The sequence below is a fragment of the Faecalimonas umbilicata genome (assembly GCF_004346095.1).
GTDB classification, from domain to species: Bacteria; Bacillota; Clostridia; order Lachnospirales; family Lachnospiraceae; genus Faecalimonas; species Faecalimonas umbilicata.
The window spans coordinates 15,772-38,254 of record NZ_SLZV01000030.1 but is presented as its reverse complement, the minus strand read 5'-3'; the positions used below and the strand labels follow the sequence as shown (position 1 = coordinate 38,254).

Below are 22,483 nucleotides of genomic sequence, written 5' to 3'. Positions count from 1 at the left end.
GCGGAAAGCCGTATACATCGAGAGGTGTACGTGCGGTTTGGGAGGGAGTGGATGCAAGTCCTTTTCGAAGGATGAGCTGAAGCTTACCTCATGATTCTCTGGTATATCTTGGTGGGAATGAACAGTCCACGCATAAGTATATCAGTGAGTCCCTGGGAAAAGGAACCATTGATAAAAAAAGCAGTGGGGAAACCAAAGGCCGGCAAGGGAGCAGTTCCCGGAATTATGATGTGCTGGGGCGTGAGCTTTTGACACCGGACGAAACCCGAAAGCTGGATAACTCAGAGTGTATTTTGTTAATCAGGGGTTGTGATCCTATTATTGATAAGAAATACAATACTTTTGCACACTCCAGATTTTCGGAAACAGAAGATGGCGGGGCAGCGCCTTATATCCATGACAGAATGGCTGCAAAAAAACAGGCGGTACAGATTTTAAGTGAAGAATCCCTGGATTATTATAAGAAGAAAAAGGAACAGGGAGAAGATGTCCAGATTGTGGAACTGTCTTTTGACGAAATTTTTTCTTATGAGCCTATTCCTAAGAAGATTTTTTCGGAGGAAGAGCTGAAAGAGAACCAGAAGAAGAGAACGGTAGAGGAGGTGAGGCCGCCGAAGAAAACGGAAAAACCGGTACAGACAGAGGAAGAAAAACTTTCTGAATTATTGGAAAGCCATGTTTATAATGAGGAACAGTTGGGAGAAATCATGCTTGCCATTGGTGCTGAAATTTCGTATGATAAAATCCTTCAAATGGCAGATACAAAAAACAGTGCTGAAAAGATGAAGGAAATCCGTAAAAAATTTACAAAAGAAACAGCCTCGGATTAAAGAAGGCAGATTTTTGGAAACCTGTAGTTTTTGCATTACGCAGGGCAGGTTTTCAAAAATCTGTCTTTTTGCGTAATGCGGTATCAATCACATGAAAAGGAGTAAAAAGATATGAAGATCAAAGAGGTTATCAGAAAGAAACAGAACCGCTTGAAAAAATCTCTACCGGGAGTCCTGGCAGTAAGCGCTGCCACTGTTTCCCTGTTCCCCCAGACTGTCATGGCTTCCGGGGTAAGTGACGTAACACAGCCGCTTATGAACTTAAAGACGCTGGTGATCAGTATTATCGGTGCGGTGGGTGTGATTATCCTGGCAAAAAACGTGATGGAATTTGCACAGGCTTACCAGCAGCAGGACAGCTCTTCTATGAACAGTGCTATTAAAGGAATTGTTGCAGGGCTTATTATGGCAGCCATTTCCTCCGTTCTTACTTTCCTGGGAATCAGCTAAAACCGTTCTTCTTTTTGAGATAAGCAGATAAGAAGAGAGGTGAAGTGATGTTTAATTTAGGAGAGGCGATCCTTGCACTTTTGGAAATCGTGTTTGGATTTTGGAATAACCAGGTCAGCCTCGTATTTGAACTTTTAGGACAGTCCCCTACCGGGTTCAAAGGAGGCGGGCCCTGGGGGATCATTGAAGGGATTGAACCCCTTTTTGTTGGGATAGGCTCTGCCCTGGTAGTCCTTTTTTTCGTTATTGGATTTTGTGCAGAGTCGGTAGATATCCGGGAAGAAATCCGGTTTGAAGCAATTCTTCGTATGTTTATCCGGGTTGCCATTGCACAGTGGCTGGTATCTTATAACATTACCATTATGAAAGCCCTGTTTACTTCCTGTGGAAATCTGGTGGGGCATTTGGGGCAAAACCAGAGTGTGGAGTTATCCATTGACCCGGCGCAGGCAGAAGTAATCAAAGATTTGGGATTTGGAACCAGTATCGTGTTTTTGATACTTGCTGTTTTCCTGTCTTTAATCGTTATTATCTGTGGTTTCTTCCTGCTGTACAATGTTTATTTCCGCTTTTTGAAAATCATGGTAATTGTACCTTTTGGGGCGATTGCCAGCAGTACCCTGGCTGGAAACCGGGGGCTTAGCAATACCTTTGTAGCCTATATGAAATATTTTATCAGTGTTGTTTTTGAGGCAGTCACAATGGCACTGGCAATCCTTTTGTGTAACCAGTTTATTTCTTCCGGTCTTCCGACTTTTACCGGAGATTATGAGGACTGGGCCAAAACCCTGATTTATTTGGGGGAAATGACCTTTACGGTTGCGCTGACGGTAGGCACTGTAAAAGGGGCGCAGAACCTGACTTCCAGGGCACTGGGATTGTAGGAGGAAAGGATTGTGCAGGAAAAAGGGATACAGATGACACTATTTGAATATTTTCAGGACGCAGAATGCTTCAGCCTCAAAGAAGCAGTGGCTTGTGTAGAACAGGTAAAAGAGGTAAAAGAACCCAGTATCCGGGCAAGAATTTATGAGGGGATAGAAAAGGGGCTTTTTTCCAGGGTAGCCAAAGGAGTCTATACGGTTACCAAAGAACAGGACGGAGAAGAGGTAACTTGTATGCTGGTTCAGGGAAATGGCAGGGATTTGAGCTTTTTAAAAGATAACAGTATAGATGCCATTATTACAGACCATGCTTATGACCTAAAAAAAAGCCTGAAAGGGGGAAACCGGGATTTTGCGGCCTATGAATGTTTTCAATATACGCAGGAAGACTTTGATGAAAAATACCGGGTGTTGAAAAAAGGGTGCTTTCTGGTAGAGTTCATGCCGGAAGAAAACGGGGAAAATTATGAATACCTCTATCAGATGAAAAAAATGGCGAAAGAAGCAGGACTTGAATATTATGCAAAAGTCGCCTGGAAAAAAGGAAATTTTGTTGCCAATACGGGAAGAAAATCCAAAAATACGGAGGAGATTGCATTTTTTACGAAAGGAAAGGCAAGGAATTTACGCCCAGATGCGAAAAAGGATAAGGCGGAGCCAGGAATATCCCACTATATGTCAGGCGCCAGGGGAATGCTTCCAACGGTCTTTGACATTGAACCGCCAGGGAAAAACGCCCGTATTCATCAGGCAGAAAAGCCAGTGGAACTTTTGCAGCAGATCCTTGGATTTGTAACAGAAGAAAAGGAGTGGGTACTGGACCAGTTTGCAGGTTCATTTTCCCTGGGGGAAGCAGCACTTTCCAGTGAACGGAATGCAATCTGCATTGAAATTAATGAAGAATATTTTGAAAAAGGAAAAGAAAGGCTTCTGTCTGCAAAGAGCAGGAGCCGGTAAGAAGGGAGGACATGTAAGTGGAACAGGAAGAAAAACTCAGCCTGGATTTTGGCAATGGGGAGAGCTATGAGGTCTGGCTGGAAGTTGCAACTTATCCGGCTGATAAAAACATCAAAGTTTGTGTGTTTACGGAAAATGAGGAAGAGATATGGAAACTTTTTGAATTGACCACAGACATGGGAATACCGCTGGAAAAGAACCAGACCTTTTTGCTCCCAGGCTATGATCTGGAGCAGATCGTAGAATTTATCAAAAAAAACGGGCTTGGACAGTTAAAAGAAGAAATCTGCTGTTCTGGCTGTATGGAATATCCACTGTTTGAATTTCAGGAAGAAACTTTAAAGAAATTGGACCCGGAGGGATATGCAGCCTATGAACAGGCATACCAGGAACGGGGAGAAGTAAAAAATCCAGAATTTCAAAAGGAAATCAAAACAGCAGATTTTCAATGGGCGTATGGAACCGAAGAACTGGCACTTAGGGTAGATTATTACGCAATAAACCAGAACCTTTATGTGGAACTGTATAGCAGGGAAGATGGGGCGTGGGAACCGTTTTCAGATTTGACCGTAAATCTTCCCGGATATTGCCTGGAACCTGGAACTGCCTGTATCAGCGGTGATTTTAGTAAGGAAAATATCCAATTTATTCAGGAGCATGGACTGGGAACACTGCTTCCCTGGAAAGCACAATCCGGTATGAGGCAGTATGCGGTGGTGGAATTTCATCTGGAGGAGCTGCGTAAGTTTGACCAGGCTGGGGTTGCCGCCTTTTGTAATCAACATGGATTACAGAAAACCATGCAGGAAGAGCGAAGACAGAGCAGATAAAAAACAGATACAGGAGGTTATGTATGGAGATTGAATTAAGTGAGGATCTACAGCACTATAAAGAATCCCTGGTTCTAGGACTTACAGCAAAACAATTTTTGTTTTCGGCATTGGCATTGGGCGTAGGAACGGGGATTGTCCTGCTTTTGTATGAAAAAATCGGGATTACTTTGAGCTGTTATGTGGCAACCCCTTTTGTTGTACCTCTGGCACTGACTGGGTTTTATAACTATCATGGGCTGACATTCTGGCAGTTTGCAGGGAAGATGATTTATTTTTCCTTTTTTAACCGCCCTTTGGTGTATGGCTCTACGGAATCGGTGCAGGAACTGAAACAGATTTATATGGAAACCCGTCAGGAAGAAGAACGGGAAGTACAGCAAAGGAAAAAGGAACAGAAAAAAGAGAAGAAAGGTGGTGACGTCAACGTGGTGAAAAAGAAGGCAATCCGTATGGGGATCGTAACGGTAGTAATGATTGTACTTGGTGCGGCAGCAGCGGTGTGGTATAAGATGTACCGTTGACCAGAATATTCAATCAAGGCGTGAAATAGCGCCTGCTCTCCATTTCAGGAGAGGGATACACAGACATGTAGCGGCAGATGGAAGCTGCTGTGTTTGTGGTCCCATCTGCCTGAAAGGAGGAAATTAGAGATTGTCAATTTTTTCAGATAAGTTTGACCAGTTAAAAAAAGCAGATAAAGCAGTAAAATCCCCGAAATATCTTCAGGAAGTCATGGGGATTGGGAGAATTGCAGAAAATGGCATTTTTGAAGTAGGGAAGGGGGTATACTCCAGGACATACCGCTTTTTGGACATTAATTATGTAACCGCAGGTGTGGAAGAGCAGATGCGGATTTTAAAGCAGTATTGTAAGACGATAAATGCCATTGATGTATATTTTCTTATTACCATTTTTAACCGGAATAAAAATATGCAGGATTTCCGGGAGCATGTTCTTTTCCAGGAAAAAGGAGATGGTTTTAACTGGCTGCGTGGAAGCTATAACCAAATCATTGAAAAGCGCATTGTAGATGGAAGGCAGGGGATTGAACAGGAAAAACTGCTGACTGTATGTGTAGAACGGAAATCCTACGAACAGGCAAAAGCATTTTTTGCCACTTTTGAAGCTACCTTAAAACAGAACTTCGGAGAACTGGGTTCCTGCATTGAAGAATTAAATGCAGAAGAGCGGCTGCGGGTGCTTTTCAATTTTTACCGTATAGGGGAAGAAGAACAATTCTCCTTTGATTTCAGACAGGCATTAAAAAAGGGCGGTGATCCTAAAAACGATATTTCACCAGGGTATATGCAGTTTTACCCCGGCTATTTTGAAACGGAACGGAAAAAATGCAGGGCATTATTCATTAAAAAATATCCCTCTTCTTTATCGGATACCTTTTTAAATGAGATTACCAGCCTTCCGGTTCATAGCATCACCACAATCTGTATTGTACCAGTACCAAAAGAGCTGGCAAATAAGGTTCTTCAGAAGAAATATTTGGGCATTGAAAATGATATTTTAAAGCAGCAGAGAGTCCGTAATAAAAATAACGACTTTTCCAGTGACATTTCCCATATCAAGAAAGTCCAGAAGGAGAAGATTGTAAATCTTATGGATGACGTGCGGGAAAATGACCAGAACCTGTTTTATACAGGGGTTAATTTCCTGATCATGGCAGAGGACAAGAAGGAGTTAGACAGTGTAACCGAAACCATTAAAAATATCGGTAATGGACGCATGTGCCAGATTGAAACCCACTATTATCAGCAGAGGGAAGCTATGAATACCATACTTCCAGTGGGAAACCGGCAGATCAGCACAATGCGGACCATGCTCACCAGGGATATTGCAGCCCTTCTTCCCTTTAATGTACAGGAATTAAACGAAAAGTCCGGTGTCTGCTATGGCATTAACCAGGTTTCTCATAACCTTTGCATTGGAAATCGGAAAAAACTGGCAAATGGAAATGGAATGGTATTCGGTGTCCCCGGCTCCGGAAAATCCTATTTCAGTAAGTCAGAAATGCTGCAGGTGTTCTTAGGAACAGATGATGATATTATCTGTATCGACCCGACACTGGAATATTTTGATATTGCAGAAGCCCTGGGAAACCAGGCGGCAATCATTAACCTGTCTACCTATACAAAGAATTACATCAATCCTTTGGAGATGGACGTCTGGGCGCTGGATTTAAACGATTCCCAGGGATATATCCGGGATAAAGGGGAATTTATGCTGGGGCTGTGTGAACAGTGTTACGGGGATAATCTAAACAGCCGCCATAAATCCATTATAGACCGTTGTGTACGAAAGCTGTATATTGACATTGCAAAGGCAAGGGAAAAGCATATCCCTACCATGTCAGAATTTTATGAGCTACTGTTGGAGCAGCCGGAGGAAGAGGCAAAGGATATTGCCTTATCGTTAGAGCTGTTTGTAAATGGCTCTTTAAATATTTTCAATAACCATACCAATGTGAATGTACAGGCAAGGTTCATTGTTTATGGTACAAGGGATCTGGGGAAAGAGCTGGGAGCCATTTCCACTCTGGTCATGTTGGAAAATATCAGTGCCCGGATTGCAGAAAACGCAAAGAAAGGAAGGGCAACCTGGCTTTATATAGATGAGTTCCATACCGTTCTTGACCGGGAATATAGTGCGAAATTTTTGTTCAGCCTCTGGAAAAAAGTGAGGAAACAAGGCGGATTATGCACTGGAATCACCCAAAATTTAGTTGATATGCTGCAGAATTATACAGCAATGACCATGCTGGGAAACAGTGAATTTATTGCCCTGTTAAAGCAGTCCAATGTAGACAGTCAGGAATTATCCACTGCAGCAGGAATTCCAGAAGCACAGCTAAAATATGTAGATAATTCTCCTTCCGGTACGGGGATCATTAAGTATGGAAATACCTGTATTCCATTTGATAACCGTATGGAAAAAGAAGATAATCCGCTGTATGCGCTTTTCAATACCAACCTTCACGAAAAGGCGTTGCAGACAAAGCAGGAGTAATGTAAATTGAAAGGAACTTTTTCTTTTATCTGTAAAGGAAAAGGTATGACAGACGAGAAAAAGAATTGGGCAACAGCAAAATTATAAGTCGGTAAAGTAGAAAAAGGATAGTACAAAAAGAGTGCAGTGTTTCATCAGGCACTCTTTTTGTATATCATGGGAAAGGTGGCAGAATGGCCGAAACATATCAAATAGAAATGAATTTAGAACAGTTGGAAAGACTTTTAAAAAATCTGCCGGAGGGAATTATGCTGGAGATTTGTTTTGGAAAGGAAGAACATGGAGAGGACACATAAAATAGATGTGGTAAGTATACGCCTGGTGGAAGAACCACCTCTATACAGCAGTAAAAAATTAAAAAATCCCTGTGATGTGGCAGAACTCTTTCAGGATTTTTTAAAAGATTGTGACCGGGAAATGTTCTGTATTTTGAACCTTCGGACAAAAAGCCAGGTCATTAACGTCAACGTGGTAGGTATGGGAACGCTAAATAGTGTACTGGTTCACCCAAGAGAAGTATTCAAATCTGCAATTTTATCCAATGCCAGTAATATCATTTTGGCACATAACCACCCTTCCGGTGATCCAGAACCAAGCCGGCATGATATAGAAGTGACAAAGCGATTGGCAGAAGCAGGCAATCTTATGGGGATTGAGGTGCTGGATCATATCGTGGTGGCTGAGAACCGGTATTTTAGTTTCCGGGAAGAAAATATACTGCCAGAATACTTTCAAATGGAAGAAGTAGCAGCAGAGCAATCTCTTCCTTATGCAAAGAGTGAGAAAGAGAAGGCACGTTAATGGGATTGACGTATCAATACTGGAACCATATAATGGGTACAAAGGAAAATTTGTTTATGGAAACAAACACATCGACGGAACATACAAAAGCTCTGTGATTAAAGTTTAAAGTGTGTTATACTAGGAGGAGAACAATGGGATTAAAAGATGCGAAAGAAGGGAAACTTCTATATCATTTAACAGAGTTAAAAAACCTGGAATCGATCATTGACTTTGGACTTGTGCCAAGAAAGATTTTAAGGGAGAATACAGTAACGTTTGGAGATGTTGCAGATCCGGAAATTATACGTAAGAGAGAAGTTTTAGGTCTGGACGAATATATTCCATTTCATTTTCACCCATATTCAGCTTTTGATGTGGCTGTGAAAAAAACGCATGTGGGCGAAGAAATGATTTATATTTGTATTACCAGAAGTTTGGCAAGACGCAATAATTTCCGTATTTTGCCTAAGCACCCATTGGCATTGGAAGAGTGCCAGCTATACGATTATGACGAAGGCTTTGAAATGATTGACTGGGATATCCTTACCAGAGTAGGGCAGAATGACGAGGATGCCAGACAGATAAAGATGGCGGAATGCCTGAGCCCATTGGTTATTCCAGTTGATGCTTTCCAGTGTATCTATGTTTCATCGAAAGAAACTGAAAACAAAGTAGCAGATATGCTCAAACAGAAAGGTGTTATCTTTCCACCGCCATTTATTACGGTGATGCCCCAATGGTTTGAGTAACGAGAGGAGGTGGTTGTGTTGATTAAATACACAACTGGAGATATGTTTCAGTCTGGTGCAGAGTGTTTAGTTAATACAGTCAACTGTGAGGGCTACATGGGAAAGGGAGTTGCGTATCAGTTCAAGCTGAAATTTCCAGAAAATAATAAAGCCTATATAAAAGCCTGCAAAGATAAAACACTGCATGTTGGGACAATCCATACATTTGTAGAGAATGGTATTACGATTGTAAACTTTCCAACGAAAGATAAATGGCGTGAAAATTCTAAAATAAGCTATATAGAAACAGCGTTAGACGTTTTGGTAGAACGACTTCCGGGATTGCATGTGAAATTAGTAGCCATTCCACCACTGGGGTGTGGAAATGGTGGGTTGGATTGGCAGACAGTAAAAGAACTGATACAAAAGAAATTAGAACCAATCGCTGATAATTTTACATTTTTGATTTATGAGCCACAGAGAAATTATGTACAGAAGGCAGCGGTTGCGCCTAAACTTACAGCAGCCAGTTTAGTTCTGATGAAAATAAAAATGGGGCTGAACCGTTGTACAAAACTTCGTCTGCAAAAAGCCGCATATTTTATGAATTTGTATCTGGAAGAACCATATTTTTCGTTTCAGAAGTATAAATATGGTCCCTATGCTCACTCCATTGATATAGTTAGTAGAAATATCGGAGAGTATCAGAGTTTTTATGGCTTGAAAGATACGGAATCAACGTATCAGTTAGCTTATCAGGTAATCTGTAGTGAAAAAACAACAAAGTTATTAAACCGTCTTATGCCTGCAATCGAAAAAGCGGTTGCTTATGTGAATGGGATAGAAAGTGATCATGAATTGGAAGGACTGGCAACGGTAACTTATTTAATCCAGACTTTTTCAAGGATTGATGCCAGCCAGATTGTATCTGAATTTAAACAGTGGTCAGAGGATAAGGCAGCCCGTTTTTCAGAAGATGAAATAAAGAAATATATGGAATGCTTAGAGCAGACCGGTGTGATAGAACGAGATATTACAGGAAGCTATTGCATTTCAGAGTATCTTTCTTACAGATAAGCAACAAGAAAAAGAATGCTTTCGGGAAATGTGTTGACATTCTAAAATGGGCAGTATAGCAAAACCAGAGAAGAGGGACAGCTTATGGATATAACTGGATTAAACGAATTAGTAGAAGGAATTCTTGCTATTTTTAATACCCAGGTTATTCGGATTGTATTATATGGTTCTTATGCAAGAGGAACGAATACTTCGGAATCAGATGTAGATGTTGCTTTACTTTTAAATGGAAATCTGAATGAGAGTACAGAAGATAAGCTGTCAGATCTGGTTGTAGATTTAAACTTAAAATACGATAAGGTATTTTCAGTCATTGATATTGACTATGCAGTTTTTAAAAAATGGGAAATGGTCACTCCGTTTTATAAGAATGTGAATGAAGAAGGCATTGTATTATGGAAGGCGGCATGATTGATTTATCTAAGATTTTATGAGGAAAAGCGAATGGAAACTTTTGAACTTGTAGAAGAAAAAGAAAATATCCTTGTGGTTATGAAGACTAGCGAACCTCCTTTTGATTACCTTGCAGAGATTGAGGCTTCGTTAAGGGAAAAACACTATATCGGTGTAGTAATGATTGATGAATTGCTACATAGTGGGAATACGGAAGAACGGTTTATTCAGGGATATTTTGATGGTGCCAAGTTTGACAGTGGACAATTTGCCTTTGAACTTGTCCCGAAAAAGAGTAAATTAAGGGAACCTGTTTGTTTTTACCTGTATCAAGACAGGGAAGGCCTTGAATATTCTATTTTAACGACCAGACAGCAGAAGCTGATTGAGCATGGCTGTATCATTTAAAAAGAAAATAAGAAGTAACACAAAGAGCATTATCGCTAAAAACGGTAGTGCTTTTTTTGTGCGTGAAAAGGAGGTATTGCTACGTGGAAAAAGGTGAGATGGGCGAGAATGCCACCGGACGTTTGGCAACGTATTATGTGGCAGAATGTATGGAATTTAACCGTTATGGAGAATACAGGGAGGATATTCAAAGTGCAGAAGAAGCAGTAAAGTATTATCAGAGTATTCCTTCTGAAAGGCTGAATGCAGGAAAAGGGATTGGGCTTCATGTGGAGGAGGAAGATGGTATTCCATTGGACTTTCCACTGGTTTCCGGCGGCAAGTTAGATGTGGATTTTTTAGTGGAAGTTTATGGTTTCAAGGAATACCCTGAGCTTTTAAGGGCTGCCAGGGAACTGAGCGCTTATCTTCCAGAAACAAAAGTCGTGGACACCAAAGGGATTTTAACAGAAAAGAGCATGGACGCTGCTGATTTTGCAGATGAAATGATAAAACTGGAACAAAATCTTGATCCTGATTTTTACCATACCTTTTATCCGAAAGAAGCAGAACATAAGGAAGCTATTATATGGAAAGCCTTATGTCAAGATGGAAAAGAGGAATACAGCAGGTGGCTGGGAAGCAAGATGTTTGAGCAGAAACCAGAGCTGAAAGAACAGGCAGACAAGCTAAAGATAACACTGGAACAGGCAAAACTCATTCCGCCGGTGGACTTGAAACCTTTTGTGTATGTGCGGATCAGTGAACACCCGGACATTCCATTGGAAGAAGCCATGCCATTAAATCAAGCGGTAGAATTGTTTGGAAAGCTGGATCGGCAGGCAGTGGAAGAGAAAGATATGGCAGGTTATTACAAAACACATTTTGAAATCTGTTTTCTCTCAGAGGGGGAAGTCATGTCTTATACCGGGCGTCAGGATTTTGGTGACGGGGAAGGAAATCTTCTGGATCATGTAAAAGCATTTGCAGATTATTATCTCCATACAGAAGAAGGGCAGCAGCTTATGAAACAGACCGCCAGGACAACCGAAGAATGGGAACATGAACAACAGCAAATGAAATGGGTACTGGAGGAGATGCTTCCTGCCCTTCAGTATTTCTGCAACCTGGAAAAACTGGAAACAGCGGTTCTGGAAGAACAGGAAATAGAAAAGAAAGTCCCTTTGCTGACGCAGGGGGACGCATCACGAAAGGCATATCAGGAAGCCATACTTGCTTATGTCCGGGAAAGCAGGATTGCACTAAACACAGGGAAGGAGCTGCCTTGTATGCCGGATATCCGGGATTTTGCAACTGCCTGTCCGGACAAATCATACAGGGAACAGGTTATGGAGGAAATACGACAGGAAGCAGAGTCATACGGTATGACCGTAGAAGCGTATGCCGCAAATGGATATGAGCCGCCCAAAAGGGGCGGCAGATAACATTAGGAAAGGAGGCGGAGTTTTGGCCATGTAAAAGATATCTTCCCTCCTGAAACAGAATTGGATTTAGAAAAAACAGCGATAGAACGTATCCGCACTGCCAGCCAGATGTCCCTGCAGCACTATGGGCTTCCTTTGGTCGTGACGGATAGTGGAGGAAAAGACAGCGCAGTATGCAGGGAACTGGTGCGGCGGTCCGGTGTGCCATTTGAACTGATGCACAACCTGACTACCGCAGATGCCCCGCAAACGGTTTATTATGTAAGGGAGCAGTTTCAGAAAGCAGAACAGGCGGGGATTTCTTGTAGTATCAACAAACCTTATTATAAGGGGCAGCGGATAACCATGTGGAGCCTGATCCCCATGAAAATGATACCGCCAACCAGGACGGTACGTTACTGTTGTGAGATTTTAAAAGAGAGTGGGGGGACGGGGCGTTTCATTCTCACAGGTGTCCGGTGGGCAGAAAGCCGGAAGCGGAGAAACAGCAGGGGCATTTATGAAAATTTTGTCCCCAACGGAAAAGCAAGAGCAGTCATTTTGAATAATGACAATGACGATACCAGGCGGCTCTTTGAAGCCTGCTTCTCAAGGAGCAAGCATGTATGCAATCCCATTATTGACTGGAGCGATCAGGACGTCTGGGAATATATCCGGTCTGAAAAAATCCCCATGAACCCGCTTTATGAAATGGGATTTTACCGGGTGGGCTGTATTGGCTGCCCTATGGCGGGAAAACAGCGGTATCGGGAGTTTCAGATATTTCCCACTTATGAACGGGCATACCGGCACGCTTTTGCAAAAATGCTGGACCTGAGAAAAAAGGCAGGGAGGCAGTGTGATTCCAGGATTTGGGGAAATGTAGATGCTTTTTTCCGTTGGTGGATGGAAGACCCTGGTATCCCCGGACAGTATGAATTGTCCTTTCATGAAGATACCAATGAGATTTATTATGACTATTTGTAGTGGAAGGGAGGAGGAATTATCGCAAAATATCAATTATCTTTTGGGCTGCAGTATGAAGCCTGGATGCTGGAAATCCGTATTCCGGACTGGCTGGAGTTTTCTTCTAAGGAGCAGGCACTAAAATATGGTGAGCAGGCTGAGGTTTCCGTTTTCTTAAAAGCGGAAGCTATTTTTTTGCTCTTTGATGGCAGTAAAGAGAAGATTTTACCGCAGCAGACGGAATTTTACCAGTTTTCCTACCTGAAAGAAAAGACTTATGACAGACTGGGACCGCCACTTTCCCCGGAAGACATTGACCATTTGGTAGAAGTGGGAGAATTGGAGCAGGTATTGTTCAGTGAAAAATATATCCTGACAGAAGATGATTACCAGGAATTTTCCGGAAACCTTGTGGAAGCCTTTCAGGAATTGGAAAAGGAGTACGGACCACCACCCAGAGAAAAAGAACAGGGGTATCTGTTTCAGGCGCTTTGGTATCAGGCAGAAGAATTAAACCCCGGAGAGGGGGACTGCTTTGGAGATTAAGGTAAAAAAAGAAAAAGAGCCGGAGCTGAAATTAAAAAAAGAAGCCCAGGTGTCGGTGCATAAGAAAAATCCTATTTTATCTGCAAAGGAAAAGAAAGCTGCTTTTACTTCTAAGCCGGTGGCCGATCTTTTAGGGCAGAGAAAGAAAAAAGAAAGGGCAGAAAAAGGGAAACAGCCGGAGCAGGGCAGAGAAGTGCTGTTTGAAAAACAAAAGGAAAAGAAAAAGCAGGTCGGGAAAGAGGCAGCAATCCGGGGAGCAGCAGAAGATAGAAAACAAAATGGAAAGACCAAAAGTACCGTATCTGTACCGGGAACCTTACAGCCGGATCAGATGAAACAGGGGGCAGCACCAAACAGCCAGCCCTCTGCTGGTTTCCGGGCAAAGGAACAGTACCGGAGGGAACAGGCTGCAAAGCTGGCGGAAACAAAAAAATCTTCCCTGGCGAAGCAGACTGCCATAAAGGGGGTACGCCGGGGAGAGGCTGCTATACTGACCCAGTTAGAGGGTGGGGAAGAAGTCAATGATTCCCTTTATGTCATGGGGACAGCAGCAAAACCGGCAGAAAAGCTGTGGAAGGACCGGAACTATAGAAAGGCAGAGCAGGAATTAAAGGTAAAACAGGCTGATGGGAAGATTACCAATAAGCAGTTTTACAAAGAAACAAAAGCAGTAAAAAAGAAACAGATGGAGAAACAGAAAAAGCAGGCAGTCCGGCAGAGGAAAATCCAGTATATGATCAATAAGCTCACCGGAAATGGGCAGCAGGACAGTTTGGCACAGGTGGCAAAAGATATTGTAAAGATGAAAGCCTCTGTATTTATGCTGAAGGTGGTCCAGTTTGCCGGGGCGCTTTTGGCTCCGCTGTTTAGTATTCTTCTTGTAGTGGCAATCCCTGTAGTGATTATCTTTTTCCTCTTATACTGTTCGCCACTTGGTGCGTTCATGCCCAATCCGTCTGAGGAGAACCCTACCGTCCGGGAAGTTTTAAGCGGTTACTACATGGACTTTAATACAAAACTTGGACAAAATGGGGAAGACGGGGCAGTTACCTATCTCCATGAGAAAAACGGGAATTATGTGAGTAATTACTATGATACTTTAATGGTCTATATGGTGAAGTATGGAACCGGGGATATGGGGGTGGATATGGATCAGCGGCATAAGGACAAGCTGAAGGAAATCTTTGATGAAATGAACAGTTTTGAAAACACGACTATAACCACCACCATAAAGGCAGGGGAAAGTCTGGGAAATGTTGTCACCAGCGGCTATTGCCAGTGCAGTATCTGTTGTGGGCAGTGGGCAGGAGGACCGACAGCCTCCGGTGTCATGCCAAAACCGGACCATACTCTTGCAGTAGATGCACAAAATCCCTTTGTCCCTATGGGAACCAGGATCATTATGAATGGGATTGAATATACCGTAGAGGATACCGGGGCATTTGACCGGTATGGAGTACAATTTGATGTTTTCTGTGCGGACCATGCAACTGCGTCTGCCTGGGGACATCAGACTTTTGAAGCGTTTCTGGCAGATGGGGACGAAAATGAGATTACGGTAACAAAGAAGGGCTGCTATGTCAAGAACCTGAATTATGAGGACTATATTGCGCTTGGAAAGCTGACAGAAAAAGAAGAAGAACTGTTAAGGGAAGTCATGAGTGAGGAATTTAGAAATGAGATCCCTTCCTTTGGTGTAGGAAGTGACGTTGCAAATCTGGCACTGACGAAGGTAGGCTGCAAATACAGCCAGGAACACCGGTATGAGGAAGGATATTATGATTGCAGTTCCCTGGTACAGCGGTTGTATCAGGAGGTAGGCATTTCCCTTCCGGCGATTGCCTCTACTCAGGGAGAATTTATGGTAACACATGGGCTGGAAGTTACAGAAGGCGAACTGGAGCCGGGAGATCTGATTTTTTATTCTTATGAGCAGAATGGGCAGTTCCGAAATATTTCCCATGTGGCAATTTATGTTGGTAATGGCAGAATGGTACATGCAGCCAACAGCAGACGTGGGGTAGTGAATGACCCGTTCAATCCGTCGAACATTGGGCTGTATGGAAGACCCAGCCGCTTGCAGTAAGAAAGGAGAAGCATGGACGAAAAAGAATATGAAGTGACCATAAGAGAAGTCCTGGAGAAAAAAGTAAGATACCGGGGCAGGAATGAACTGGAGGCAACTGCAAAAGCAGAAGCAGATTACTATGCAGAAAAAATCGTGCTGGGGGCAGATGATTTTTCCTATCGTGATATTTCTGCAAAAGAACTGGTACCTGTAAAAGAAAGAAGGAACAGCAGATGAAGCATATCACAAAAGTACGGGAACTGTATGAGGAAACCATACACTGGATTTCAGAGTCGGGGGATTCCTGGAAAAATTTCCTTTCCTGCATGGGGCGTCTGTATCAGTTGGACTTCTTAAATACCTGTATGGTATATGCCCAGCGCCCAGATGCTTCCGTTCTTGCAGGATATGATGCCTGGCTGGAAATGGATTTGCCGGTTGCCAGAGGAAGTAAAGGAATTGCAGTATTTCCTTCCAAAATTTTCGGGGAAGGAGTTACCCATGTTTATGATATTCAAGATGTAAAGGGACAGGGAATCCGGCCCTGGAACTGGCAGGTGAATGGGACAAACCGCAGGCTGCTGGCAAGGGAGCTGTTCCCGGAAATCTACGAACGGGAAAAAAAGTTTAAAAATTCTTTAGACGCCTTTACAAGAACAAATGTTTGGTTTATGATAGAAGAGGAAGATGAAATTTTAAAATCCTTGCAGAAGCTGGCTGTCCTTACCGGAGAGGGACAGGAGGTAAAAGAAAACCAGATTACAGAGTTTCTTGTAAACAGTGTCTGTTATGCGGTGGAAAGCCGCTGCGGTATCCGAGATGACACCCTGGATTTTTCTTTTATCTGCGGTTTTTCAGAGAATGAGGAGGTTCTGTACCGGACAGGGCGGTTGGTATCCCATTTATCTGGGCGGATTGTGTTACAGATTGCAAGGACCATGAAGAACATAGACCTTGAAAGGAGGCAGTATTATGGAAGGGATCGCAGGAATCCAGTACAGGGAAATGAATGGCGTACAGATACCAGTCTTAGAGGGCGTGATGAGCGAGGAGAAGATGCTGGCGTCCCTGAACCGTTACGGCAGGATCGCAGCACAGGAAATGAAGAGAACGGATCAGGCACAATACGAAATGATGCTCCTGTCCGGGAAACTGATGGAGAAACTTATGAAAATCCAGACAGAAGCGGAGGAATACCACGAGAAACTGGCAGAAAGTCTTCTGAAGACCTGGACCAGAGAGGACAGGATAGACCCTTACAACACGTTGGAAATGACCAACCTTCGGATACAGGCGGATATGGAAGCGCAGAAACAGGTTATGGAGGAGATCATTCACCCCAGGATCGGATAAAACAGAAAAAAACAGAAAAGGATACAGAGAAAGGAACTGCTTCGGCGGTTCCTTTTTCGTCTGGGGAGATAGAACCTGCACAGCCGGAAAACTGGCAGAAAGAGAAAATCCTTCTGGAAATGACAGAGCAGGAGATACTATATAAAATTTATGAGTTTTACCGGAACAATCCAGAGGAAACAGACCGGGAAGCCTATCTTTATGAATTGTATGGAGATGTAAAAAGAGAAGCCCATATAAAAGACGGTATCCTGATTGCAGAAAGCGGTTCCAGCGGTTTTTATATCCTTTGGAGTGAGGGAACTTCCATGAAGGAGGCGTTCTGGTACTGGGACGAGGTTTCTTTGGAAATTGGAAAACGGATTGAAAAAGGAACCTATCTTCCTCTGTTATCCGTATCGGAGGAAGCCTTAGAAAACGGGGAAGATATAGAGGAAGAAACCTTACAGCCAGAGAAAGTGCAGGAAGTGCTTGAGGAAAAGGAACCAATCCCATTAGAAGAGATTGGCATAGCCTTTTATAAACAGAATATCCAGGCGGATATTTTAAAGAAAATGCTCTGTCTGGTCTATACGACCAATCAGCTACCGGAAGAAAAAGACCATTTTTTGAAGACGCTTTTGCTTCGGGAAGCACCGGAAGGCCAGCCTTATTATCTGGTGCGGACAGAACATGGAAATTATGAGCTTTGTATTCAGGAAAACGGGATTAAGATCACCCTGCCAGAAAGCCAGGATTTTCTGCAGGAACTTTCCTGGGATCAGTTTGGCGGGCTTACTGCACATCTTATAGAGGAGGACCAGATTGCCTATACCGAAGATGCAGAAACCTTAGAGCAGCAGGAAAATATGTATCGTCTGCTTCCCTGGTTTCCGGCATTATGGGAAGAATATAGCGAAATTCTTAAAAAGGAAGAGCTTTGGCAGGAAGGAAGAACCTCTGTCCAAACAGAAGGCAAGGTAGAAGCCGGAGATTATTATTACCCAGAAGGGTGGCTGCAGTTTACCGGTGGGGATAAAAGCCGGTATCAGAAAAATATCCGGGCGATCCGTATCTTAAAAACACTGGAGCAGGAAGAGAGAAACGCCACAAAAGAAGAACAGGAAATTCTTGCGGGGTATGTAGGGTGGGGCGGGCTGCCAAATGCTTTTAACAGTAAACGCCCGGAGTGGAAAAAAGAATATCAGGAATTGAAGGAACTGTTGACCGCAGAAGAATACGCCCAGGCAAGGGCCAGTGTCAACAGTTCTTTTTATACGCCGCCGGAAGTCGTGCGGGGTGTTTATAAAGCCCTGGAGCAGTTTGGATTCCAGAAGGGAAAAATTCTGGAACCGGCTATGGGGATTGGAAACTTTTTTCATGGTCTTCCGGAAAGTATGCAAAAATCCCAGCTTTATGGCGTGGAGATTGATGCCCTAAGCGGAAGGATTGCACAAAAGCTCCACCCTTCAGCCAGTATCCAGATTAAGGGATTTGAAAAAACGGAATTTGAGGATAACAGCTTTGATGTAATTGTGGGAAACGTGCCTTTTGGGGATTTCCGCTTGTACGATCCCCGATATAAAAAGATGAAGCTGAAAGTCCATGATTATTTTATCCGGAAAAGCATGGACCTCCTTCGGCCAGGAGGCATTTTGGCAGTGGTAACTTCAAAAGGGACGTTGGATAAAAATGACAGCGCTGTGAGAAAAAATCTGGCAGAACAGGCAGACCTTTTAGGGGCAGTCCGGCTTCCGGCAGATTCTTTTGGAAAGAGCGCCAATACCGCAGTTACCAGTGACCTTTTGTTTTTTCAGAAAAAAGCAGAGCCTTCGATTGGGGAGCCGATCTGGACTTATACAGGGCTTACGGAAGACATGGTGCCGGTGAATGAGTATTATCTGGAACACCCGGAAATGATGCTTGGGAAAATGGTCTGGTTTGAACAGTTTTTCGGGAAAGATTCCAAATATACAGCCCTGGTCAATGAAGCGGAAGATTTTGACCTGGAAAAAGGAATTTTGGACGCAGTTGGAGAGCTTCCTAAAAACTGTTATGAAGAAAGCATAGCAGAAAAAAAGAAGGAAGAGCAGGACGTCTTAGCTGCTTCTCCAGAGATACCTAATTATACGTTTACGGTGATACAGGACGAAGTATATTACCGGGAAGGAGAGTCTTTATACCGGAGCCAGGCAAAGGAAAGTGTGAAGCGCCGGATACGTGCCATGCATAAGATCCGCCTTCTGGTGCGTGAAATTTTACAGATACAGCAGGAAAATTGTTCTGACCAGGAACTGAAAAAGGCACAGGAACAGTTAAACCGTTTGTATGATGCCTTTGTAAAAACGCATGGATATTTCTGTGACCGGACAAATAAAATGGCGTTCCGGCAGGATAATGATTATCCCCTGCTTTCTTCCCTGGAAGTAGTTGATGAGGACAAAAATGTAACCAAAGCCGACATTTTTTATAAAAGGACCATACGCCCCAGAGATGTGATAGACAAAGTGGAAAATGCCCAGGAAGCGCTGCATATCAGTCTGTCAGAATATAACCGGGTGGATATTCCCTATATGCTTTCCCTTTATCCGGGAAACAGGAAAGAAATGCTCCAGGAATTAAAAGGGTTAATCTACCAGAACCCGGTACTGGCAAAGGAAGAAGATCCCAATGCAGGGTGGGAAACCGCAGATGAGTATTTAAGCGGCAATGTGCGTCAGAAGCTCCGTACTGCCAGGATCTATGCGCAGAACAATCCCCTGTTTGTAGACAATGTGGAAGCACTGGAAAAGGTACAGCCAAAAGACCTGACAGCGCCTGAGATCAGTGTAAAATTGGGAACAACCTGGATTGAAAATGAGGATTACGAACAGTTTATCTATGAGCTTTTGGAAATCCCGGAGAACAACCAGAGAAACTATTGCGCGCATAGTGGTCATGCCCTCAAGATTGAGCGCTTAGATGCAGATATGTCTTACCATATTGACAGGGGAAACTTTTTTGGAGGAACCATTCGTACCAGACAAACCTATGGCACAAGATTTATGGATGCGATCAGCATTATAGAGGAACTGTTAAACAGCCGGATTGTGACTATCAGGGACCGGGTGCAGGAAGGGGAAAAAGTACGTTATGTGATCAATCGGAAGGAAACCATGCTTGCCAGGGATAAGGCGGAGCAGATAAAAGAAGCCTTCCGGGACTGGATTTTTAAGGAGCCGGAGCGCAGAAAAAAATATGTGGATTTTTACAATGAAACCTTTAACTGCGACAGACAACGAAGCTATGATGGCTCTTATTTAAAACTGCCGGGACTGAACCCTCTGTTAAAGCTGCGTCCTTATCAGAAAAATGCTGTGGCAAGGGCATTGCTGTGTGGAGGAAATACCTTACTTGCCCATACGGTAGGCGCCGGTAAATCTCTGGAAATGATCTGCATCTGTATGGAGATGAGGAGGCTGGGGCTGGCAACGAAACCTCTTCTTACCGTTCCGAACCACCTGACCTTCCAGATGGGGGCGGAATTTTTGCGGGCTTATCCAGATGCGAAGATCCTGATTACCAGAAAAGAAGATTTTCAGAAGGAAAACCGCAGGCGTATGATTGCCAGAATGGCAACAGGGGATTATGACTGTATTATTATCGGCCATACTCAGTTCCAGAGAATTGCCATTTCCCCTGACCGGCAAAGAGCCATGATAGAAGAGCAGGCAGAGCAACTGGTAGAAGCCATTAACCGGGCAAGGGAAGAAGAGGGAAAGAACTGGTCCATAAAGCAGATGGAAAGCAGAAAGAAAAAACTGCTAGAGAAAATCGAAGAACTGAACAATGAAGAAATCAAAGATGATGTGATGTACTTTGAAGAAACAGGCGTAGATGCCCTATTTGTAGACGAAGCACACCTGTTCAAAAACCTGGAAGTTTTTACAAAAATGAACAATGTTGCGGGTCTGGGTTCCAGAGGTTCCCAGAGGGCTATGGATATGCGTATGAAAATCCAGTACGTCAACGAAAAAAATCAGGGAAGGGGCGTCATTATGGCAACGGGAACCCCTCTGTCAAACTCAATGGTGGAACTTTATGTGATGCAGTTATATCTACAGGAAAGGCGGCTCCACGAAAAGGGGATTTACCATTTTGACGCATGGGCTTCTGTGTTTGGGGAAGTTACCAGTTCCCTGGAATTGGCACCGGAAGGTACCGGTTACCGGATGCGGACCAGGTTTAATAAGTTTATCAATCTGCCGGAACTGATACACCTGTTTAAAGAAGTGGCAGACATCATTCTGCCTGATATGCTGGATATTAAGCGGCCAGAATTAAAGGACGGAAAATATAAGGTTGTAGTATCGGAAGCCTCTGATTATGTCAAAGAACGTATGCAGGAAATGGTGGAAAGGGCAGAAGCAATCCATAGAGGTGTGGTAGATCCAAAGGACGACAATATGCTCCGCATTACCGGGGAAGCAAGGCTTTTGGGTACAGATCCCCGGCTTTTGGACAGTTATGCTCCGGTAGATTCGGATTCCAAACTGAATAAAGCAGTAGAAAACATTTACCAGGAATATGTACAGTCCCAGGAACAGAAAGGAACCCAGATTGTTTTTTCAGATATTGGGACACCCGGACCTGGAAAAGCGTTTACCGTCTATGATTATTTAAAACAGGAATTGATTACCAGAGGTGTTCCAGAGGAAGAAATCTGCTTTATCCATGATGCAAAAACAGATGAACAGAGGGACCGCATGTTTTCTGATGTCAGAGCCGGCAGAAAAAGGATTATTATAGGAAGTACCGAAAAACTGGGGGTAGGAACCAATATCCAGACCAGAATGGTGGCGGCTCATCATATCGACTGCCCCTGGAAACCTTCTGATATTGAACAGCGGGAAGGGCGCATTATCCGCCAGGGGAATGAAAATGAGGAAGTCAATATTTACCGCTATGTAACGAAGGGTTCTTTTGATGCTTATTTATGGGGCATTGTAGAAACAAAACAGCGGTTTATCAGCCAGGTATTTACCAGCCGGGAACTGGCAAGGATTTGTGAGGATATAGATGAAACCGTATTAAATTTTGCAGAGATTAAAGCGGTAGCTTCTGAAAATCCCCTGATTATGGAAAAAATACAAGTAGATAATGAAGTGGCACGTCTGAGAATTTTAAAAGCCGCACATGAAGGGAAACGGTTTGCCCTGCAAGACGCGGTCACTTTCCAGTATCCGAAAAGGATAGAAAGTCTGAAGGGAGAACTGCGATTACTTCAAAAGGATTTGGAGCGCAGGAACCAGGCTATGGAAGTACAACCGGGGTTTGCAATCACGCTGCAGGGAAAAGTTTATGAGAAACACAAAGAAGCAGGCGAAGTTTTGCGTGGGATCATAGAAGGGGTGACGGCTTTTACCAGGCACGAAGTCGGTATGTATAAGGGGTTTCAGGTATCTGTCCAGAATGATATGCTGGGACCGATCTTGTTTCTTCAGGGAGAGAAGGAGTATAGTGTGGAGTTAAAAAGCAGTGACTCCGGGAACATGGTCCGTATAGAAAACCGCTTGAATGCCCTTGATAAAGCAGTGGAGGAGGTTCAAAAAGAAATTAAGACCTGCGAAAATGAGATAAAAAATGCAAAGCAGGAATATGAAAAGCCCTTCCCGTATGAGGAGCTTTTAAAAGAGAATATTACCCGGCAGATGGAGATTGATGCAGAACTGGAAATCAAGGACCAGGAGGAGTGTGTGGAAGTGCAGGAGGAAACTAAAAATCTTCCATGCCAGACAGCAGTTCGGTAACGAAAAATAGAGTAGAAA

At 43.4% G+C, this 22,483-nt stretch carries 19 protein-coding genes; all 19 read left to right on the top strand.

Annotated elements, in window-relative coordinates; translation table 11 throughout:
- The first annotated feature begins 98 nt into the window (after positions 1-98).
- The 19 genes from EDD74_RS12620 (at position 99) to EDD74_RS12530 (ending at position 22,465) form a co-directional block, all read left to right on the top strand.
- Positions 99-830 (top strand): type IV secretory system conjugative DNA transfer family protein, encoded by a 732-nt coding sequence (locus tag EDD74_RS12620; RefSeq protein ID WP_116441973.1) that lies wholly within the window; start codon positions 99-101, stop codon positions 828-830.
- 111 nt (positions 831-941) lie between these two features.
- Positions 942-1,280 (top strand): hypothetical protein, encoded by a 339-nt coding sequence (locus EDD74_RS12615; RefSeq protein WP_116441974.1) that lies wholly within the window; start codon positions 942-944, stop codon positions 1,278-1,280.
- A 47-nt stretch (positions 1,281-1,327) separates the two neighbouring features.
- The gene (locus tag EDD74_RS12610) at positions 1,328-2,164 is read left to right on the top strand and encodes a VirB6/TrbL-like conjugal transfer protein, CD1112 family (protein ID WP_025577460.1); all 837 of its coding nucleotides are present in this window, start codon (positions 1,328-1,330) and stop codon (positions 2,162-2,164) included.
- Between the two features lie 12 nt (positions 2,165-2,176).
- The gene (locus EDD74_RS12605) at positions 2,177-3,121 is read left to right on the top strand and encodes a DNA-methyltransferase (RefSeq protein WP_242990167.1); all 945 of its coding nucleotides are present in this window, start codon (positions 2,177-2,179) and stop codon (positions 3,119-3,121) included.
- Positions 3,122-3,138: 17 nt separating this feature from the next.
- A complete protein-coding gene (locus EDD74_RS12600) occupies positions 3,139-3,951 on the top strand; it encodes a DUF4313 domain-containing protein (RefSeq protein WP_116441975.1) in 813 nt (270 codons plus the stop codon).
- Between the two features lie 23 nt (positions 3,952-3,974).
- Complete coding sequence (locus tag EDD74_RS12595) at positions 3,975-4,475, top strand: PrgI family protein (RefSeq protein ID WP_055056111.1); 501 nt, start codon at positions 3,975-3,977, stop codon at positions 4,473-4,475.
- A 130-nt stretch (positions 4,476-4,605) separates the two neighbouring features.
- Entirely contained in the window at positions 4,606-6,972 is a 2,367-nt protein-coding gene (locus EDD74_RS12590; protein WP_116441976.1) for a VirB4-like conjugal transfer ATPase, CD1110 family, read from the top strand.
- 173 nt (positions 6,973-7,145) lie between these two features.
- Positions 7,146-7,268 carry a hypothetical protein gene (locus EDD74_RS15525; protein ID WP_255610470.1) on the top strand — a complete coding sequence of 41 codons (123 nt, stop codon included), beginning with the start codon at positions 7,146-7,148 and terminating at the stop codon, positions 7,266-7,268.
- On the top strand, positions 7,252-7,773 hold the full coding sequence (locus tag EDD74_RS12585; protein WP_116441977.1) for a JAB domain-containing protein: 522 nt from the start codon (positions 7,252-7,254) through the stop codon (positions 7,771-7,773). The genes EDD74_RS15525 and EDD74_RS12585 overlap by 17 nt, the downstream gene beginning before the upstream one ends.
- A 134-nt stretch (positions 7,774-7,907) precedes the next feature.
- Complete coding sequence (locus EDD74_RS12580; RefSeq protein ID WP_116441978.1) at positions 7,908-8,504, top strand: DarT ssDNA thymidine ADP-ribosyltransferase family protein; 597 nt, start codon at positions 7,908-7,910, stop codon at positions 8,502-8,504.
- An 18-nt stretch (positions 8,505-8,522) separates the two neighbouring features.
- Positions 8,523-9,560: a type II toxin-antitoxin system antitoxin DNA ADP-ribosyl glycohydrolase DarG gene (gene darG, locus EDD74_RS12575; protein ID WP_116441979.1), complete on the top strand. Its 1,038-nt coding sequence runs from the start codon at positions 8,523-8,525 to the stop codon at positions 9,558-9,560.
- Positions 9,561-9,644: 84 nt separating this feature from the next.
- Positions 9,645-9,971 (top strand): nucleotidyltransferase family protein, encoded by a 327-nt coding sequence (locus EDD74_RS12570; RefSeq protein ID WP_116441980.1) that lies wholly within the window; start codon positions 9,645-9,647, stop codon positions 9,969-9,971.
- A 33-nt stretch (positions 9,972-10,004) separates the two neighbouring features.
- A complete protein-coding gene (locus EDD74_RS12565; RefSeq protein WP_132038462.1) occupies positions 10,005-10,361 on the top strand; it encodes a type II toxin-antitoxin system RnlB family antitoxin in 357 nt (118 codons plus the stop codon).
- 83 nt (positions 10,362-10,444) lie between these two features.
- A complete protein-coding gene (locus EDD74_RS12560; protein WP_116441982.1) occupies positions 10,445-11,785 on the top strand; it encodes an LPD25 domain-containing protein in 1,341 nt (446 codons plus the stop codon).
- A 108-nt stretch (positions 11,786-11,893) separates the two neighbouring features.
- Positions 11,894-12,751, top strand: coding sequence for a phosphoadenosine phosphosulfate reductase family protein (locus EDD74_RS12555; protein WP_116442504.1), 858 nt, complete (start codon positions 11,894-11,896; stop codon positions 12,749-12,751).
- Positions 12,752-12,814: 63 nt separating this feature from the next.
- Entirely contained in the window at positions 12,815-13,276 is a 462-nt protein-coding gene (locus tag EDD74_RS12550) for a hypothetical protein (RefSeq protein WP_116441983.1), read from the top strand.
- Complete coding sequence (locus tag EDD74_RS12545; RefSeq protein ID WP_116441984.1) at positions 13,266-15,362, top strand: C40 family peptidase; 2,097 nt, start codon at positions 13,266-13,268, stop codon at positions 15,360-15,362. Before EDD74_RS12550 ends, EDD74_RS12545 begins: the two co-directional genes overlap by 11 nt.
- A gap of 12 nt (positions 15,363-15,374) precedes the next feature.
- The gene (locus tag EDD74_RS12540; RefSeq protein WP_021651176.1) at positions 15,375-15,581 is read left to right on the top strand and encodes a DpnD/PcfM family protein; all 207 of its coding nucleotides are present in this window, start codon (positions 15,375-15,377) and stop codon (positions 15,579-15,581) included.
- Positions 15,578-22,465, top strand: coding sequence for an N-6 DNA methylase (locus EDD74_RS12530; RefSeq protein ID WP_242990169.1), 6,888 nt, complete (start codon positions 15,578-15,580; stop codon positions 22,463-22,465). Before EDD74_RS12540 ends, EDD74_RS12530 begins: the two co-directional genes overlap by 4 nt.
- Positions 22,466-22,483 lie beyond the last annotated feature (18 nt).